The organism is Pseudomonas fluorescens (assembly GCF_001902145.1).
Classification (GTDB): domain Bacteria; phylum Pseudomonadota; class Gammaproteobacteria; order Pseudomonadales; family Pseudomonadaceae; genus Aquipseudomonas; species Aquipseudomonas fluorescens_BV.
The window spans coordinates 97,020-115,248 of sequence record NZ_MRST01000019.1; the positions used below are offsets into that span (position 1 = coordinate 97,020).

The 18,229-nt window shown below is 59.3% G+C and carries 16 protein-coding genes; 2 read left to right on the top strand and 14 right to left on the bottom strand.

Annotated features, from left to right (window positions below; genetic code table 11):
- Window positions 1–7: 7 nt before the first annotated feature.
- The 5 genes from surE to BUE92_RS06495 are packed head-to-tail and all read right to left on the bottom strand — an operon-like array spanning window position 8 to window position 4,294.
- The gene (surE, locus tag BUE92_RS06475; protein WP_003189210.1) at window positions 8–757 is read right to left on the bottom strand and encodes a 5'/3'-nucleotidase SurE; all 750 of its coding nucleotides are present in this window, start codon (window positions 755–757) and stop codon (window positions 8–10) included.
- On the bottom strand, window positions 745–1,803 hold the full coding sequence (gene truD, locus BUE92_RS06480; protein ID WP_034126844.1) for a tRNA pseudouridine(13) synthase TruD: 1,059 nt from the start codon (window positions 1,801–1,803) through the stop codon (window positions 745–747). The genes surE and truD overlap by 13 nt, the downstream gene beginning before the upstream one ends.
- Window positions 1,800–2,273: a 2-C-methyl-D-erythritol 2,4-cyclodiphosphate synthase gene (gene ispF, locus BUE92_RS06485; RefSeq protein ID WP_073522641.1), complete on the bottom strand. Its 474-nt coding sequence runs from the start codon at window positions 2,271–2,273 to the stop codon at window positions 1,800–1,802. Before ispF ends, truD begins: the two co-directional genes overlap by 4 nt.
- A 54-nt stretch (window positions 2,274–2,327) precedes the next feature.
- Window positions 2,328–3,173 (bottom strand): S-formylglutathione hydrolase, encoded by an 846-nt coding sequence (gene fghA, locus BUE92_RS06490; RefSeq protein WP_058410376.1) that lies wholly within the window; start codon window positions 3,171–3,173, stop codon window positions 2,328–2,330.
- Window positions 3,174–3,181: 8 nt separating this feature from the next.
- Complete coding sequence (locus BUE92_RS06495; protein WP_003189203.1) at window positions 3,182–4,294, bottom strand: S-(hydroxymethyl)glutathione dehydrogenase/class III alcohol dehydrogenase; 1,113 nt, start codon at window positions 4,292–4,294, stop codon at window positions 3,182–3,184.
- 109 nt (window positions 4,295–4,403) lie between these two features.
- On the opposite strand from BUE92_RS06495, the gene BUE92_RS06500 reads away from it, so the two are divergent.
- Both BUE92_RS06500 and BUE92_RS06505 read left to right on the top strand, forming a co-directional pair.
- Window positions 4,404–5,309, top strand: coding sequence for a LysR substrate-binding domain-containing protein (locus tag BUE92_RS06500; RefSeq protein WP_073522643.1), 906 nt, complete (start codon window positions 4,404–4,406; stop codon window positions 5,307–5,309).
- 161 nt (window positions 5,310–5,470) lie between these two features.
- A complete protein-coding gene (locus tag BUE92_RS06505) occupies window positions 5,471–5,923 on the top strand; it encodes a hypothetical protein (protein ID WP_073522645.1) in 453 nt (150 codons plus the stop codon).
- 168 nt (window positions 5,924–6,091) lie between these two features.
- On the opposite strand, the gene ispD is transcribed toward BUE92_RS06505, so the two are convergent.
- The 9 genes from ispD to rnhB all read right to left on the bottom strand — a co-directional run bounded on the left by ispD (window position 6,092) and on the right by rnhB (window position 18,229).
- Window positions 6,092–6,796 (bottom strand): 2-C-methyl-D-erythritol 4-phosphate cytidylyltransferase, encoded by a 705-nt coding sequence (ispD, locus tag BUE92_RS06510; RefSeq protein ID WP_073522646.1) that lies wholly within the window; start codon window positions 6,794–6,796, stop codon window positions 6,092–6,094.
- Window positions 6,793–7,071 (bottom strand): cell division protein FtsB, encoded by a 279-nt coding sequence (gene ftsB, locus BUE92_RS06515; RefSeq protein ID WP_003189195.1) that lies wholly within the window; start codon window positions 7,069–7,071, stop codon window positions 6,793–6,795. The genes ispD and ftsB overlap by 4 nt, the downstream gene beginning before the upstream one ends.
- Before the next feature lie 171 nt (window positions 7,072–7,242).
- Window positions 7,243–8,532: a phosphopyruvate hydratase gene (gene eno / locus BUE92_RS06520; protein WP_073522647.1), complete on the bottom strand. Its 1,290-nt coding sequence runs from the start codon at window positions 8,530–8,532 to the stop codon at window positions 7,243–7,245.
- A gap of 157 nt (window positions 8,533–8,689) precedes the next feature.
- Entirely contained in the window at window positions 8,690–9,535 is an 846-nt protein-coding gene (gene kdsA, locus BUE92_RS06525) for a 3-deoxy-8-phosphooctulonate synthase (protein WP_003189190.1), read from the bottom strand.
- Window positions 9,536–9,540: 5 nt separating this feature from the next.
- Window positions 9,541–11,172 carry a CTP synthase gene (locus tag BUE92_RS06530; RefSeq protein ID WP_073522648.1) on the bottom strand — a complete coding sequence of 544 codons (1,632 nt, stop codon included), beginning with the start codon at window positions 11,170–11,172 and terminating at the stop codon, window positions 9,541–9,543.
- A gap of 273 nt (window positions 11,173–11,445) precedes the next feature.
- Window positions 11,446–12,765 carry a tRNA lysidine(34) synthetase TilS gene (gene tilS, locus BUE92_RS06535; protein ID WP_073522649.1) on the bottom strand — a complete coding sequence of 440 codons (1,320 nt, stop codon included), beginning with the start codon at window positions 12,763–12,765 and terminating at the stop codon, window positions 11,446–11,448.
- Between the two features lie 162 nt (window positions 12,766–12,927).
- Window positions 12,928–13,875 (bottom strand): acetyl-CoA carboxylase carboxyltransferase subunit alpha, encoded by a 948-nt coding sequence (locus BUE92_RS06540; protein WP_003189182.1) that lies wholly within the window; start codon window positions 13,873–13,875, stop codon window positions 12,928–12,930.
- A 129-nt stretch (window positions 13,876–14,004) separates the two neighbouring features.
- Window positions 14,005–17,526 carry a DNA polymerase III subunit alpha gene (dnaE, locus tag BUE92_RS06545; protein ID WP_032877369.1) on the bottom strand — a complete coding sequence of 1,174 codons (3,522 nt, stop codon included), beginning with the start codon at window positions 17,524–17,526 and terminating at the stop codon, window positions 14,005–14,007.
- 76 nt (window positions 17,527–17,602) lie between these two features.
- On the bottom strand, window positions 17,603–18,229 hold the full coding sequence (gene rnhB, locus BUE92_RS06550; RefSeq protein ID WP_161793220.1) for a ribonuclease HII: 627 nt from the start codon (window positions 18,227–18,229) through the stop codon (window positions 17,603–17,605).

Genomic DNA, 18,229 nt, shown 5'->3' on the forward strand with positions numbered 1-18,229 from the left:
CGAGCCATCAACGCAGTCCCTCCAGCCAGCCATCAAGGCCACTGAAGGCATCACTGAAGGTACGATCAAACAGCAGAGGGGTGACGGAGACATAGCCTTGCATCACCGCATGAAAGTCCGTGCCCTCGCCGCCATCTTCGGCGTCGCCGGCGGCGGCGATCCAGTACCCTTCCTTGCCGCGAGGGTCGACCACCTTCAAGGGCGCCGCCGCACGGGCGCGATGGCCCAGGCGCGTGAGTTGGATACCGCGAATATGGTCGAGGGGCAAGTTGGGAATATTGACGTTGAGCACCGTACGCGGCGGCAGGTCCAGGGAAGCATGGGCCTCCACCAACTTGCGCGCGTAGTAGGCCGCCGTCGCCAGGTTATCCAGTTGCCGCGAAGCAAAGGAAAAAGCAAAGCCGGTGCGGCCCAGGAAGCGCCCTTCAAGGGCGGCCGCCACAGTGCCGGAATACAGCACGTCATCACCCAGGTTGGCGCCCAGGTTGATCCCCGAGACCACCAGGTCTGGCTGGTGCTCCAGCAGACTGTTGATTGCCAGGTGCACGCAGTCGGTGGGGGTGCCGTTAACGCTGATAAAGCCATTGGCCAGGACCCGCGGATGCAGCGGACGGTCGAGCGTCAGCGAACTGCTGGCGCCGCTCTTGTCCTGGTCGGGGGCAACCACCACGCACTCGGCGTAATCCTGCAGCGCAGCATGGAGCGCGGCAAGACCGGGTGCGGTGGCACCGTCATCGTTTGATATCAGAATACGCATGGGCTGTCCGTCTGCCCCACCGGCACCAGATCAACAAGCTCGCGCACCAAGACAGTGGCGAAGCATCCGGCCGGCAGGACGAATTCCAATTGCAGAATGTCAGGCCCGGGATAATGCCACGTCAACCCGCCAATGGGCAGTCGCAGAATGCGACGTTCCTGGCTCATTCCCGCCTTCACCAACCAATCACGTAGGTCTGCTTCGCCAGCGGCGACAGATTGTTCCAGCTCGTACGTAAGACCTTTCGCCGGCGAGTCGCCTTCGCCCCACTGCGGGCCGGTGGGATGCAGGTCCAGGATCGCCAGACGCGGGTCACTGCATTCAGCTTCCCCGGCCGGAAAAAAACTGCGACTGTCGGTAAACGCCAGCAGATCGCCAACTTGGGCACGCTGCCATGAACCGTCGGCGACGCGAGCCGCCAACACTTGGTTGAACAGGTAACTGCGAGCCGTGGACAGCAAGCGCGAGCGCACGTTGCGCTGCTCGGGCAGGGCCTTGCGGGCAGCCCACTCGCGAGCATCCACCACGTTGCCGCCGTTGTGGCCAAAACGCTGGGTGCCAAAATAATTGGGGATGCCGTGCCGGGCAATCAACTGCAGACGTGCGTCGATGGCAGCGGTGTCGCCGGCCAGTTGGGTCAGGCGCAAGGTGAAACCATTGGCCGAATGGGCCCCACGCTGCAACTTGCGCTTGTGACGGGCGGTTTTCAGGATCTTGAGGGTGTCGTTTTCCGCGCCGCTCATGTCCGGGTCGGCCTTGCCGGGCAATTGCACGCTGAACCACTGGCGGGTCAGGGCCTGACGATCCTTGAGCCCGGCATAGCTGACGGTGCGCAATGGCACCCCAGCAGCCTTGGCGATACGCCGTGCCGCTTCCTCAGTGTTCAAGCCGCGCTTTTCCACCCACAGCCACAGGTGCTCCCCATCGCCGGTCAGCGGGATGTCCAGCACCTCATCAACCTGGAAGTCTTCGGCCGTGGCCTTCAGTACCGCGCTGCCCAGGGCCTCGCCATAGGCCCGCGGGCCCAGCAGTTGCAGGTCGTTCATGCGCGCAGCAACAAGGCGACGGAGTGCACCGCAATGCCCTCTTCACGACCGGTAAACCCGAGCTTTTCGGTGGTGGTGGCTTTCACGTTGACTTGATCCAATTCAATTTGAAGGTCTGCGGCGATCGCTGCGCGCATCGCTTCAATATAGGGGGCCATTTTCGGCGCCTGGGCGACGATGGTGTTGTCGACGTTGCCGACCTTCCAGCCCTTGGCATGGATCAGGCCAACCACATGGCGCAGCAACACACGGCTGTCCGCGCCCTTGAAAGTGGGGTCGGTGTCCGGAAAGTGCTTGCCGATATCGCCTAATGCAGCCGCGCCGAGCAAGGCATCGCTCAAGGCGTGCAAGACCACGTCGCCGTCGGAATGAGCCAGCAACCCATGGTGGTGCGCAATGCGCACGCCGCCCAGGGTGATGAAATCGCCTTCAGCGAAACGGTGCACATCGTAGCCGTGGCCAATACGCATAAAAAAACGCCCCGATTTAATTCAGGGCGTGATTCTACCTACTTTTGCCTCAGATTAACCGAGCAAAGCACGACCATGATGTCGCAAATGGTCTTCGATGAAGCTGGCGATAAAGAAGTAGCTGTGATCGTAGCCGGGCTGCAGGCGCAGTTCCAGCGGATGGTTGGCTGCCTTGGCCGCCTGCAGCAGGGCTTCGGGCTTTAGCTGAACGGCGAGGAAATCGTCCCGATCGCCCTGGTCCACCAACAGCGGCAACTTTTCCGAGGCTTCGCTGATCAGCACGCAGGCATCCCATTCACGCCACTTCGAGCGCTCTTCACCCAAATAACGGGAAAAGGCTTTCTGGCCCCAGGGGCAGTCCATCGGGTTGTTGATCGGCGAAAACGCCGACACCGACAGGTAACGTCCAGGGTTGCGCAATGCACAGACCAGCGCACCGTGACCGCCCATGGAGTGGCCGCTGATGCCGCGTTTATCCGACGCAGGGAAATGCGCCTCCACCAGTGCCGGCAATTCCTGCACCACGTAGTCATGCATCCGATAGTGCTTGGCCCAGGGTTCCTGGGTGGCATTGAGGTAGAAGCCGGCGCCGAGGCCGAAGTCCCAGGCATTGTCCGGGTCGCCCGGCACGCCGGGGCCACGGGGACTGGTGTCCGGCGCGACGATAATCAAGCCCAGTTCGGCGGCCATGCGCTGGGCGCCAGCCTTCTGCATGAAGTTCTCATCGGTGCAGGTCAAGCCGGACAGCCAGTACAGCACCGGCAACTTGCCGCCCTGCTCTGCTTGCGGCGGCAGATAGACGGCGAAGGTCATGTCGCAACCGAGCACATCGGAATGATGCTTGTAGCGTTTATGCCAGCCGCCGAAGCTCTTCTGGCATGACAGGTTTTCCAGACTCATGGCCGACCTCAGAAGTGAATGACGGTACGAATGCTCTTGCCTTCATGCATCAGGTCAAACGCTTTGTTGATATCTTCCAGGCCCATGGTGTGGGTGATGAAGGTATCCAGCGGGATTTCGCCGGTCTGGGCCATTTCCACGTAGCTTGGCAATTCGGTACGACCGCGCACGCCACCAAACGCCGACCCACGCCAGACGCGCCCGGTGACCAGTTGGAATGGGCGAGTGGCAATTTCCTGGCCAGCACCGGCCACACCGATGATCACCGACTCGCCCCAGCCTTTGTGGCAGCACTCAAGGGCCGCACGCATCAGTTGTACGTTGCCGATGCACTCGAAGGAAAAGTCCACGCCGCCGTCGGTCAAATCCACGATCACATCCTGGATTGGGCGATCGTAGTCTTTCGGGTTGATGCAGTCGGTAGCCCCCAGCTGCTTGGCGATTTCGAACTTGGCCGGGTTGATATCGATGGCGATGATGCGCCCGGCCTTGGCCTTGACTGCACCGATAATCGCCGACAGACCAATGCCGCCCAGACCGAAGACGGCCACGGTGTCGCCCGGTTTGACCTTGGCAGTGTTGATCACCGCACCGATACCGGTAGTGACACCGCAACCGAGCAGGCAGACTTTTTCCAACGGCGCTTCTTTAGGAATCTTGGCCACGGAGATTTCCGGCAGCACGGTGTACTCGGAGAACGTCGAGGTGCCCATGTAGTGGAAAATCGGCTGGCCCTTATAGGAGAAACGCGTGGTGCCATCCGGCATCAAGCCCTTGCCCTGCGTGGCGCGAATGGCCTGGCACAGGTTGGTCTTGCCACTCAGGCAGAATTTGCACTTGCCGCATTCCGGGGTGTACAGCGGGATCACGTGATCGCCCACAGCGACCGAGGTCACGCCCTCGCCGATGGCTTCAACCACCGCACCGCCTTCATGGCCAAGGATCGACGGGAAGATGCCTTCCGGGTCGGCGCCCGACAAGGTATAGGCGTCGGTATGGCACACGCCGGACGCGACCACGCGCAACAGCACCTCGCCGGCCTTGGGCATGGCGACATCCACTTCAACAATCTCAAGGGGCTTTTTCGCTTCGAAGGCTACGGCGGCACGGGACTTGATCATCCGGGTTTCTCCAGGGAGTTAAAAACTGAGCTGATGAGTGTAAAACATGGCTCAGTGATTAATAATCCAGCCAAAAGCAAAACTTTATTGCTGCACAGGGATAATCGATATGCTGGAAAATCGCTGGGAAGGCATCGATGAGTTTGTCGCCGTGGCCGAATGCAGCCAGTTCACGGCGGCAGCCGAGCGGCTAGGGGTATCTTCGTCGCATATCAGCCGGCAGGTGGCGCGCCTGGAAGAGCGGCTGCAGACGCGATTGCTGTATCGCAGTACGCGCAAGGTGACGCTGACCGAAGCCGGCCAGACCTTCCTGCAGCACTGCCAGCGTTTGCAGGACGGCCGCGAAGAAGCGCTGCGCGCAGTGGGCGACCTCACTAGCGAGCCCAAGGGCATGTTGCGCATGACCTGCGCAGTGGCTTATGGCGAGCGCTTTATCGTGCCGCTGGTCACGCGGTTCATGGGGTTGTATCCGCAGCTACGCGTGGATATAGAACTGACGAATCGCCAGTTGGATCTGGTGCATGAAGGCCTCGATATGGCCATTCGCCTGGGTCGCTTACAAGACTCTCGCATGGTTGCCAGTCGCCTGGCTCCTCGACGCATGTACTTGTGTGCGTCGCCGTCCTACCTTGCGCGCTATGGTCGACCGCATAGCTTGTCGGAATTGAGCCGGCATAACTGCCTGATTGGCAGCTCTGACATTTGGCAACTGGCCCAGGACGGGCGGGAGTTCTCCCAACGCGTGCAAGGCAACTGGCGCTGCAACAGTGGGCAGGCAGTGCTGGATGCTGCGTTGCAAGGCGCGGGGCTGTGCCAACTGCCGGACTATTACGTGTTGGAGCACTTGCACAGTGGTGCGCTGGTGTCGTTATTGGAGGCGCATCAGCCACCGAATACGGCGGTCTGGGCGTTGTATCCGCAGCAACGGCATTTGTCGCCTAAAGTACGCAAGCTGGTGGACTATCTTAAAAAAGGCCTTTCAGAAAGGGCGGAATACCAACCACCTACAACTTAAGCCCAAACACAACTCCACGCCCACAGCAACTGTCAACTATGACAGTTGCCATTCTGGGTCAGTGATGTTTTTCTAAAGCGGCCCAGCAGAACATATTTAAAAGAGTTGTTAGACCGTACTTGTTGGCTGGAGCATCCATTCATCCGGAGAGGACTAATAACATGAACAGCCAAAATACGCAAAGATGCAAAGACTATCTTGCCCAGCACCCACTGAATAGCCAACAGCCAAATACCAAGACTACCGGTTCGGCCCAGTCTACGTTCAGCTACGCTACGACACTGAACACCGACCAAGTATTACTGGAGAATTCCGGCGACTTAAGTTTAATAAGAGTATTTTTCGAACTTGACGCCGATGGGCAAAGCTACCATTCAGAACTAAGCATTCTGTCAGCGGGCGAACCTTTTAAAACTGGAATTTTCGACCTATATGAACACCCCAACATCGTGATTTTCAGCGTGTTCTCTAGCTATGTTCACGCCCAAATAAACAGTGGTCACTTATGTTTGGTCGTTGACGATAAAAAAATAGAAGGCATTGTTCTCGGAGGAAGCACTATCACTAAGGCCGACTATCATGTCAATGCGCACTTCAACCTCACAAAGCCCTAACATAGATTGAAGCCTACCCAGTCAGAAACTCTGATCACTTCAGTTGCGAGGCTGTGTCCATTGTCGCTAATGGGCACTTTAAAATTAGCAACGACTAAACTATAAAGCCTCGATATACCCGAGCCCACCCCTCTCATAACACCAACACAGGTAAATGACGAACCGTCATCACCGGTTGATCCATCGCAGCCGCAGCCATTCGAGGTCTTCGGGGCGGGTGACCTTGATGTTGTCCGCACGCCCTTCGATCAGGCGCGGCGCCTGGCCGGACCATTCCATCGCCGAAGCCTCGTCGGTGATCACCGCATCGGCTACCAGGCTGTCGGCCAAGGCGCGATGCAAGGCGCCCAGGCGGAACATCTGCGGCGTGTAAGCCTGCCAGATCAGGCTGCGATCAATGGTGTCCACCACACGGCCGTGCTTGTCGACACGTTTGAGGGTGTCGCGCGCCGGCACCGCCAGCAGGCCGCCTACCGGATCGTCAGCCAGTTCCGCCAACAATTTGTCGAGGTCATCACGGCTCAAGTTAGGTCGCGCAGCGTCATGCACCAACACCCAGTCTTCATCACTGGCGCCCAGGGCATTGAGTTGCAGCAGCGCATTGAGTACCGAGCCGGAACGTTCCGAGCCCCCGTCGGCACGCTGGATACGCGGGTCATTGGCGCATGCCAAGGTGGGCCAATAAGGATCGTCAATTGCAAGACTGACCACCAGGCCCTTGAGGCATGGATGGTCGAGAAAACAGCCGAGGCTGTGTTCGAGAATAGTGCGCCCGCCCAATTGCAGGTATTGCTTGGGACGGTCCGCAGCCATACGGGCACCGACGCCCGCAGCAGGAATCACGGCCCAGAAGGCCGGTAAATCGTGGTTCATTGGGCCAACTGGTAGAGGGTCTCGCCCTCCTTGACCATGCCCAACTCATGACGAGCCCGCTCTTCAACGGTCTCCGTACCTTTTTTCAGCTCAAGCACTTCGGCATCGAGGACGCGATTACGCTCCAGCAGGCGTTCGTTTTCGGCACGCTGGTCGGCAATTTGCTGGGTCAACTCTTCCACCTGCGCAAAGCTGCCATTACCGACCCATAGGCGGTACTGCAGGCCAGCCAGCAACAAGAGCAAGACGAGGAACAACCAATTGGGACTGCGCATCGAAATCCGGGTATCCATTGAATAAAGACAGTCATGCAAACCTTTTGCAGCAACTGATAGCACAAAGCCTGGAAAAACCAGGCTTGCGCTTGTCAGTCAGCAGATTAGCGCCGAAATTCACACTTCCGTGAGATTTCTGACGCAATCCGCCGACTTTTTACCATTTACTGCTTAGCCGCGAAACTCGCCGCGACCGTTGTACTTGGCTTTACCTGCCAATTGCTCTTCGATGCGCAGCAATTGGTTGTACTTGGAGACGCGATCGGAACGGCACAGGGAACCGGTCTTGATCTGGCCCGCCGAAGTGCCCACGGCCAGGTCGGCAATGGTGGAATCTTCGGTTTCGCCGGAGCGGTGGGAGATCACGGCGGTGTAGCCTGCAGCCTTGGCCATCTGGATGGCTTCCAGGGTTTCGGTCAGGGTGCCGATCTGGTTGAACTTGATCAGGATCGAGTTGGCGATCTTCTTGTCGATGCCTTCTTTCAGGATCTTGGTGTTGGTCACGAACAGGTCGTCGCCCACCAGCTGGACTTTTTCGCCGATCTTGTCGGTGAGGATCTTCCAGCCATCCCAGTCGGACTCGTCCAGGCCGTCTTCGATCGAGATGATCGGGTAGCGCTGGGTCAGGCCCTTGAGGTATTCAGCGAAGCCTTCGGAGTTGAACACCTGGCCTTCGCCGGACAGGTTGTACTTGCCGTCTTCATAGAATTCGCTGGCGGCGCAGTCCAGGGCCAGGGTCACGTCGGTGCCCAGCTTGTAGCCAGCGTTGGCCACAGCTTCGGAGATGACTTTCAGTGCATCTTCGTTGGAGGCCAGGTTCGGCGCGAAACCACCTTCGTCACCCACGGCAGTGCTCAGGCCACGGGCCTTCAGTACAGCCTTGAGGTGATGGAAAATCTCGGTGCCCATGCGCAGGCCTTCGGAGAAGGACTTGGCACCCACTGGCTGCACCATGAATTCCTGGATGTCGACGTTGTTATCCGCGTGCTCGCCACCGTTGATGATGTTCATCATCGGCACCGGCATCGAGTAGACGCCCGGAGTGCCGTTCAGGTTGGCAATGTGCGCGTACAACGGCAGGTCCTGGTCCTGCGCAGCCGCCTTGGCAGCCGCCAGGGATACCGCGAGGATGGCGTTGGCGCCGAGGCTGCCTTTGTTTTCAGTGCCGTCGAGCTTGATCATCGCGTGGTCCAGGGCTTTCTGGTCCAGCGGGTCCTTGCCCAGCAACAGGTCACGAATCGGACCGTTGATGTTGGCTACAGCCTTGAGTACACCCTTGCCCAGGTAACGGCTCTTGTCGCCATCACGCAGTTCCAGCGCTTCGCGCGAACCGGTGGAAGCACCGGACGGCGCGCAGGCGCTGCCGATGATGCCGTTATCGAGAAGCACGTCGGCTTCGACGGTGGGGTTGCCACGGGAGTCGAGAACTTCACGACCTTTGATGTCGACGATTTTTGCCATTGTTGTAAACACTCCAAAGTTGACGAAAACGACGCAGCTGAAGGAAATCTTTTGACCGACCGCAAGGGTGGAACAACGGGGCAGGCTTGCAGACGACAAGGCTCAGGCCCGGGGGCCTGAGCGTAAAGCGTGGGAAATTCTACCGGAGAAATGCCAGTTACGCGGTCTCTACCGTCGGAAAACTCTTGACCAGCTCGTCCAACTGCTTGAGCTGGGCCAGGAATGGCTCCAGCTTGTCCAGGCGCAGGGCGCATGGGCCATCACATTTGGCGTTGTCCGGGTCCGGGTGGGCTTCAAGGAACAGGCCCGCCAGCGACTGGCTCATGCCCGCCTTGGCCAGGTCCGTTACCTGGGCACGACGCCCGCCAGCGGAGTCCGAACGACCACCGGGCATTTGCAGCGCGTGGGTCACGTCGAAGAACACTGGGTATTCGAACTGCTTCATGATGCCGAAACCGAGCATGTCCACCACGAGGTTGTTGTAGCCGAAGCTCGAACCCCGCTCGCAGAGGATCAACTGGTCGTTACCAGCTTCCACGCACTTGCTCAGGATGTGTTTCATCTCCTGGGGTGCGAGGAACTGGGCTTTCTTGATATTGATCACAGCGCCGGTCTTGGCCATGGCGACCACGAGGTCGGTCTGGCGTGACAGGAAGGCCGGCAACTGGATGATGTCGCACACCTCGGCGACCACGGCAGCCTGCTCAGGCTCGTGGACGTCGGTGATGATCGGCACACCGAAGGCTTGCTTGATGTCCTGGAAGATCCGCATGCCTTCTTCAAGGCCCGGGCCGCGATAGGAGGTCACGGACGAACGGTTGGCCTTGTCGAAGCTGGCCTTGAAGACGTAAGGGATACCCAGTTTCTGGGTGACCCGCACGTACTCCTCACACACCTGCATCGCCATGTCGCGGCTTTCCAGCACATTCATGCCGCCGAACAGCACCATGGGCTTGTCGTTGGCAATCTCGATATCGCCTACACGAATGATCTTCTGGGCCATCAGGTTTACGCCTTCTTCTGATGTTGCGTCAGTGCAGCTTTGACGAAACCACTGAACAACGGGTGACCGTCGCGCGGCGTCGAGGTGAACTCCGGGTGGAACTGGCAGGCCACGAACCACGGATGATCCGGTGCCTCGACCACTTCAACCAGCTTGCCATCACCGGAACGACCGGAGATTTTCAGGCCAGCTTCTTTGATCTGCGGCAGCAGGTTGTTGTTCACTTCGTAGCGGTGACGATGGCGCTCGACGATCACGTCCTTGCCGTAGCAGCCGTGTACCAGCGAGCCGGCTTCCAGCAGGCAATCCTGTGCACCCAGACGCATGGTGCCGCCCAGGTCGGAGGTTTCGGTACGGGTTTCAACGGCGCCGGTGGCGTCTTCCCACTCGGTGATCAGGCCCACGACCGGATGGCCGCTGGTGTGATCGAACTCGGTGGAGTTGGCGTCTTTCCAGCCCAGCACGTTACGGGCGAACTCGATAACAGCCACTTGCATGCCCAGGCAGATACCCAGGTACGGCACCTTGTTTTCACGGGCGTACTGCACTGCGGTGATCTTGCCTTCCACGCCACGCAGGCCGAAACCGCCGGGAACGAGGATAGCGTCAACACCTTCGAGCAGCGCGGTGCCCTGGTTCTCGATGTCTTCGGAGTCGATGTAGCGCAGGTTGACCTTGGTACGGTTGCTGATACCGGCGTGGCTCATGGCTTCGATCAGCGACTTGTACGCGTCCAGCAGTTCCATGTACTTGCCGACCATGGCGATGGTGACTTCATGCTCAGGGTTGAGCTTGGCGTCGACAACCGCTTCCCACTCGGACAGGTCGGCGCCGCCGCACTGCAGGCCGAAACGCTCGACCACAAAATCATCCAGCCCCTGGGAATGCAGGATGCCCGGGATCTTGTAGATGGTGTCGGCGTCTTCCAGGGCAATCACCGCACGTTCTTCAACGTTGGTGAATTGCGCGATCTTGCGGCGCGAGGAAATGTCGATCGGGTGATCGGAGCGGCATACCAGCACATCCGGCTGCAGGCCGATGGAACGCAGTTCCTTGACCGAATGCTGGGTAGGCTTGGTTTTGGTTTCGCCGGCAGTGGCGATGTACGGCACCAGTGTCAGGTGCATCAGCATCGCGCGCTTGGCGCCGACTTCGAAACGCAACTGGCGGATGGCTTCGAGGAACGGTTGGGACTCGATGTCACCCACGGTGCCACCGATCTCGACCATCGCCACGTCGGCATCGCCTGCACCCTTGATGATACGGCGCTTGATTTCGTCGGTGATGTGCGGAATCACCTGGATGGTTGCACCCAGGTAGTCACCACGGCGCTCTTTGCGCAGTACGTGCTCGTAGACACGGCCGGTGGTGAAGTTGTTGTTCTGGGTCATGGTCGTGCGGATGAACCGCTCGTAGTGGCCCAGGTCCAGGTCGGTCTCGGCGCCGTCGTGGGTGACGAACACTTCACCGTGCTGGAACGGGCTCATGGTGCCCGGGTCAACGTTGATGTACGGGTCCAGCTTGAGCATGGTGACCTTAAGTCCCCGCGCCTCCAGGATGGCCGCCAATGAAGCGGAGGCAATGCCTTTCCCCAATGAAGAAACAACACCGCCCGTGACGAATATGTAGCGCGTCATGAAAAACCCTAGAAGTCTGCGTTAAAGCGGTCCGAGCCGCCGGGGAAAGCGAAGGAAGGCCGAAGCCCCCGATCACCTGCATTAATCACAGTGCACCTTTCAAAAAAACCGCCGCGTTGTGACAGACCAGCAATGAAGCACCGGTACGTTGATCGCTACACATTTTTTGGAATCGCCCAGCAAAGACTGCTTGGTAATCGGCAACGACTGCGATTCAGGCGAATCCACAGAAGTTGTATCAAGAAGGGAGCGTAGTCTACCGGAAAGGCGCTATCAGCTCAAACCTTGATCGCAGGTCTGTGGCAACCAATCCAATTGCACCTCACCCACCGACCTGGACCATGCCCCCGCAACGCTTGGCACAGCCAGCAATTGCTCGCCCCGATAGACCAGCGGCAATCTGCCACGGGCGAAGCCCGGCATGCCACTTTCATTCAGTAAACGCTTGAGATCCCGCCGGCCTCGGCCCGGGACGTCGATGATTTCGCCACCCTGGCGATAACGAACCTCCAGCGGGCCTTCGGGGGCCTTGCCGATAAATCTCAGTTGACCATTGCCCGTTAACTCTAGTGGATCTTGCGGATCGGGCCAGCTCACCGATGCGTCGGAAAACTCCGACCATGTTGAGGGCAACCACCAGATGCGTTCACCGCTACGCTGTATTTGGCCGTCGGCCAGGCGCCACAGAGGCTGTGCGTCACTCTTGGCATCGCGCAGGGCATGCCAACCGGCCCAATGATCGCTGTCGGGCAAACGAGTCAGCGGAGTCAGCCAATGCCGCAGGGCGTTGCGCTGGCGCGCATCGGACAATTCGCGCAATGGTTCAAGCGCCAGGGACAGCAGAGGCAACCAGGGAAAAGCCGAAGGCTGATCGGCGCTCCGCAGGTCCATCACCGCCAACTCGTCGAGCAACCCTTGAGCCTCAGCCATGTGTTCAGCCGTGCGAGCCAAGTGGATGATCGCCTGTGGCCAGCGCTCCGTCAGAGTAGGGAGTACACGGTGACGCAGGTAATTGCGGGAAAACCGTGGATCAACGTTGGAGGGATCTTCGATCCATTGCAACTGATGATGTTGCGCGTAGGCTTCCAGCTCGCTACGGGAAAATGCCAACAACGGCCGCACCAAGTGACCCCGCGCTAAGGGGCGATGCTCAGGCATAGCCGTCAGCCCTCGCACACCGGCGCCACGCAGCAGGCGAAACAGCAGGGTTTCGGCTTGATCGTCGCGATGCTGGCCGATGAAAAGCACCTCCCCTGCCCCCATGACCTGCATGAACGCTTGGTAGCGCGCATCGCGGGCCGCCCGCTCAAGACTCGCGCCAGGCATGACCTGCACGCGCATGACGCGCAGGGGGACCTCCAGGCTGTCGCAGACCGATTGGCAATGAGCAGGCCACGCATCAGCAGCAGCTTGCAGACCATGGTGGACATGGACAGCGCTGAGGGACGGTAATGTTTCGGATTTTGCCAGGGTAGCCAGAAGATGCAGCAGCACGGTGGAATCGAGCCCGCCGGAGAAAGCGATATGCCACGCCGGGGCGTTGCGCCAGGGGGACAGGGCTTGCAGGCATTTGGCGGATAAGCTGGGTGTCATGACAAAGTACCGCCATTCATCTGGAATGAAATAAACCAGCCTGCACAAAACAAATGTGGGAGCGGGCTTGCTCGCGAATACGGATTGTCAGCCACTGTATATGTGTCTGATACACCGCTTTCGCGAGCAAGCCCGCTCCCACATTTTAGTACTACGTCGCTCTTAGAGGCCGTAGCTCATCAGGCGCTCATAACGACGAGCCAGCAGCGCTTCGTTATCCAGCTTCTTGAGCATCGCCAGTTGCGAACCCAACTCGGCACGGATGGTCGCAGCGGCGGCAGCCGGGTCACGGTGGGCGCCGCCCAGTGGCTCGGCGATGACCTTGTCCACGATACCCAGGCCTTTGAGGCGATCGGCGGTGATGCCCATGGCTTCGGCAGCGTCCGGCGCCTTTTCGGCGGTTTTCCACAGGATCGAGGCACAACCTTCCGGCGAGATCACTGCGTAGGTCGAGTACTGCAACATGTTCAGTTGGTCGCAGACACCAATGGCCAGCGCACCGCCGGAACCACCTTCACCGATCACGGTGGCGATGATCGGGGTTTTCAGGCGGGCCATGACGCGCAGGTTCCAGGCAATCGCTTCGCTCTGGTTGCGCTCTTCGGCGTCGATACCCGGGTAGGCACCCGGCGTGTCGATGAAGGTCAGGATCGGCATCTTGAAGCGCTCGGCCATCTCCATCAGGCGGCACGCCTTGCGATAGCCTTCCGGGCGCGGCATGCCGAAGTTGCGGCGTACTTTCTCGCGCACTTCACGGCCTTTCTGGTGACCGATCACCATCACCGGCTGGTCGTCCAGGCGAGCGATACCGCCCACGATGGCTGCGTCGTCGGAGAAGTGGCGGTCGCCATGCAACTCGTCGAACTCGGTGAAGATGTGCTCGATGTAGTCCAGGGTGTAGGGACGGCGCGGGTGGCGAGCCAGGCGCGCGATCTGCCAGCTGGTCAACTTGCCGAAGATGTCTTCGGTGAGCGTGCTGCTCTTGTCTTGCAGGCGAGCGATTTCATCACCGATGTTCAGCGAATTGTCATTGCCGACCAGGCGCAGCTCTTCGATCTTGGCTTGCAGGTCAGCGATCGGCTGTTCGAAATCAAGAAAATTCGGGTTCATAAGCGTCCGTCTTGGGTCGACGGCCAAGGGGTGCCTGGCCAGCCGGTTGTCTATTCGCGCCCTACCTTAAGGGAGAGGCGCGTTTAGGTCGAGATTAAATGTTTAGTCGAGATCAGATCTATCTGACCGTCAACGGTATTGGAGGAAGACGTTGTCTCGCCCGAACTGGTCACGCAAAGCTTGAATCAAGCCATCGGCGGGATCAATTCGCCACGTCTCACCAAACTGCAACATGGCCTTGGCATCGCTGCCGGTGTACTCCATGGTCACCGGGCACGCGCCACGGTGGCGTTTGAGCAGGTCACCCAACCAGCGTAGCTGATCGCCTTTAAGCGCTTCGGTCTTGACCTTCAGGCGCAGGCTCTCGGCCAGGTTGGTGCGGGCGTCTTCCATGCTCATCACGCGCTTGATGCGCAGGCGCAGGCCACCGGAGAAGTCATCGTTGCTGACCTCCCCTTCCACCACCACCATGGCGTCGGTCTGCAGCAGCGACTGGGCGGAGTGAAACGCATCGGCAAACAATGACGCTTCGATGCGGCCCGAGCGGTCATCAAGGGTGATGAAGCCCATCTTGTCGCCCTTCTTATTTTTCATCACCCGCAGGGCGATGATCATACCGGCGACGGTCTGGGTATCCCGCGCCGGTTTCAGGTCGATGATGCGCTGGCGGGCAAAACGGCGGATTTCGCCTTCGTACTCGTCAATCGGGTGGCCGGTGAGGTACAGACCCAAGGTGTCTTTCTCACCTTTCAGGCGCTCCTTGAGGGTCAGTTCCTTGGCCTTGCGATGGTTGGCGTAGACATCCGCATCTTCTTCGACGAACAGCCCGCCAAACAGGTCGGCGTGGCCGCTGTCATGGGTACGGGCGGTCTGTTCGGCGGCCTTGATCGCCTCTTCCATGGCGGTAAGCAGCACCGCACGGTTGCGGTCGATATTGGCCTGGTAAGCTTTCGGCTCATCATGGAAATACGGGCCAAGACGGTCGAGTGCGCCGCTGCGGATCAGGCCGTCGAGGGTACGCTTGTTGATGCGCTTGAGGTCCACCCGGGCGCAGAAATCGAACAGGTCCTTGAACGGCCCGTCCTGACGCGCTTCGGTAATGGCCTCCACTGGGCCTTCGCCCACGCCCTTGATCGCGCCGAGGCCATAGATGATGCGACCTTCGTCGTTCACCGTGAACTTGAACTCCGAAGCGTTCACGTCCGGCGCGTCGAGGCGCAGCTTCATGGTGCGCACTTCCTCGATCAAGGTCACGACCTTGTCGGTGTTGTGCATATCCGCCGAGAGTACCGCCGCCATGAACGGTGCCGGGTAGTGGGCTTTCAGCCAGGCGGTCTGGTACGACACCAGGCCATAGGCGGCGGAGTGGGATTTGTTGAAGCCATAACCGGCAAATTTTTCTACCAGGTCGAAGATGTTACCGGCTAGGTCGGCATCGATGTTGTTGGTGGCGCAACCTTCAATGAACCCGCCGCGCTGCTTGGCCATTTCCTCGGGTTTTTTCTTACCCATGGCGCGACGCAGCATGTCCGCACCACCTAGGGTGTAGCCAGCCATCACCTGAGCGATCTGCATCACCTGTTCCTGGTACAGGATGATGCCGTAGGTCGGTGCCAGTACCGGCTTGAGGCCTTCGTATTGGTAGTCGGAGTGCGGGTAAGCCAGCTCGGCCCGGCCGTGCTTACGGTTGATAAAGTCGTCAACCATGCCCGATTGCAGCGGGCCCGGACGGAACAAGGCCACCAGTGCGATCAAGTCTTCCAGGCAGTCGGGCTTGAGCTTTTTGATCAGCTCCTTCATGCCCCGGGATTCAAGCTGGAACACTGCGGTGGTTTCGGCTTTTTGCAGCAGGCTGTAGGTCGGTTTGTCGTCCAGCGGGATAAACGCGATATCCAGCGGTTCTTCGCCGACCTTGGCACGGTCGCGGTTGATGGTCTTGAGTGCCCAGTCGATGATCGTCAGGGTACGCAGGCCGAGGAAGTCGAACTTCACCAGGCCAGCGGCCTCCACGTCATCCTTGTCGAACTGGGTGACCAGGCCGTCGCCTTCTTCATCGCAATAGATCGGCGAAAAATCGGTGAGCTTGGTCGGGGCGATAACTACACCACCGGCGTGCTTACCGACGTTACGCACCACGCCTTCGAGCTTGCGCGCCATGTCCCAGATTTCGGCGGCTTCTTCATCGACCTTGATGAAGTCGCGCAGGATTTCTTCCTGCTCGTAGGCTTTTTCCAGGGTCATGCCAACTTCGAACGGGATCATCTTCGACAGGCGGTCCGCCAAACCGTAGGACTTGCCCTGCACCCGCGCCACGTCGCGGATTACCGCTTTAGCCGCCATGGAACCGAAGGTGATGATCTGACTTACCGCGTTGCGGCCGTACTTCTCGGCCACGTATTCAATTACGCGGTCACGGCCATCCATGCAGAAGTCGACGTCGAAGTCGGGCATGGATACACGTTCCGGGTTCAGGAACCGTTCGAACAGCAGGTCATATTCCAGCGGGTCAAGGTCGGTAATCTTCTGTACGTAGGCCACCAGCGAGCCAGCACCTGACCCCCGGCCGGGGCCTACCGGTACGCCGTTGTTTTTGGCCCACTGGATAAAGTCCATTACGATCAGGAAGTAGCCGGGGAATCCCATCTGGATAATGATATCCAGCTCGAAATTCAACCGATCGACATACACCTGGCGCTTGGCTTCGTAGTCCTCGGTGGTGTCCTTGGGCAGCAGGACGCTGAGGCGTTCTTCAAGGCCATCGAAGGACACTTTGCGAAAGTATTCGTCGATGGTCATGCCATCGGGAATCGGGAAGTTGGGCAGGAAGTGCTTGCCCAGTTTCACTTCGATATTGCAGCGTTTGGCGATCTCGACGGAGTTTTCCAGGGCCTCGGGCAAATCGCTGAACAGCTGCGCCATTTCATCGGCGCTTTTGAGGTACTGCTCTTCGCTGTAGTTCTTCGAGCGGCGCGGGTCGTCCAGGGCCCGGCCTTCTCCGATACACACGCGGGTCTCGTGGGCTTCGAAATCTTCTTTCTTGATAAAGCGCACATCGTTGGTCGCTACCAGCGGCGCACCCAGTTTATCGGCCAGGGCTACGGCAGCGTGCAGATGCTCTTCATCGTTGGGGCGGTTAGTGCGCTGGACTTCCAGGTAGAACCGGTCTGGGAAAACCTGCATCCACTCACGCGCCAGCACTTCGGCTTCCTGAGGGTTGCCGCCCAGCAGCGCGATACCGATTTCACCCTCTTTGGCCGCCGAGAGCATGATCAGGCCTTCGCTGGCTTCGGCCACCCACTCGCGCTCGATGATGATCGAGCCGTTGCGCTGCCCATCGATAAAGCCACGGGAGATCAGTTCGGTGAGGTTGCGATAACCCACGCCGTTCATCGCCAGCAGGCTGATGCGGCTCAGGGGGTTATCCGGGTCTTTGTTGGACAGCCACAGATCGGCGCCGCAGATCGGCTTGATGCCGGCGCCCATGGCGTTCTTGTAGAACTTGACCAGGGAACACATGTTGTTCTGGTCGGTAACCGCGACCGCAGGCATGTTCATGCCCACCAGGGTTTTGACCAGCGGTTTGATCCGTACCAGGCCGTCGACCAGGGAGTACTCAGTGTGCAGGCGTAGATGAACGAATGAAGCCGGCATAGTGATCCTGTCTTGATACATGAAAACAACAAGGCCCGGATTGTACCGGGCCTGGGTAAAAACATCAGCCTTGCTGCTAAACCTCGATCAGACTTTCACGGGCCTCATAAGCCTGGCGTACCGGGGCAAACGAGCGGCGATGGATCGGGGTGGGACCGAGCCGAGCCAGGGCTTCCAGATGAACGGGCGTCGGGTAGCCTTTATGGCCACCAATTCCGTAGCCGGGATAGATCAATTCGAACGCGGCCATTTCACGGTCGCGGCTGACCTTGGCCAGGATCGAGGCGGCGGCAATGGCGGGAACCTTGCTATCGCCCTTGACCACCGCTTCGGACGGCATCGTCAGCTTGGGGCAGCGGTTACCGTCGATCATCGCCATTTTCGGGGTGATGTGCAGCCCTTCCACAGCGCGCTGCATCGCCAGCATGGTGGCGTGCAGGATATTCAGCTCGTCGATTTCTTCGACTTCAGCCCGGGCGATATGCCAGCTCAGGGCCTTTTCACAGATCTCGTCATAGAGCTTTTCGCGACGGGCTTCGGTGAGCTTCTTCGAATCGTTGAGCCCCAGGATCGGGCGGTTCGGATCAAGGATCACCGCCGCCGTGACCACTGCGCCACACAGCGGGCCGCGCCCGACTTCGTCAACACCCGCCACCAGTTCGTGGGCTTGGGCAACGAGGCTGAAATCCAGGCCCATTTGCAT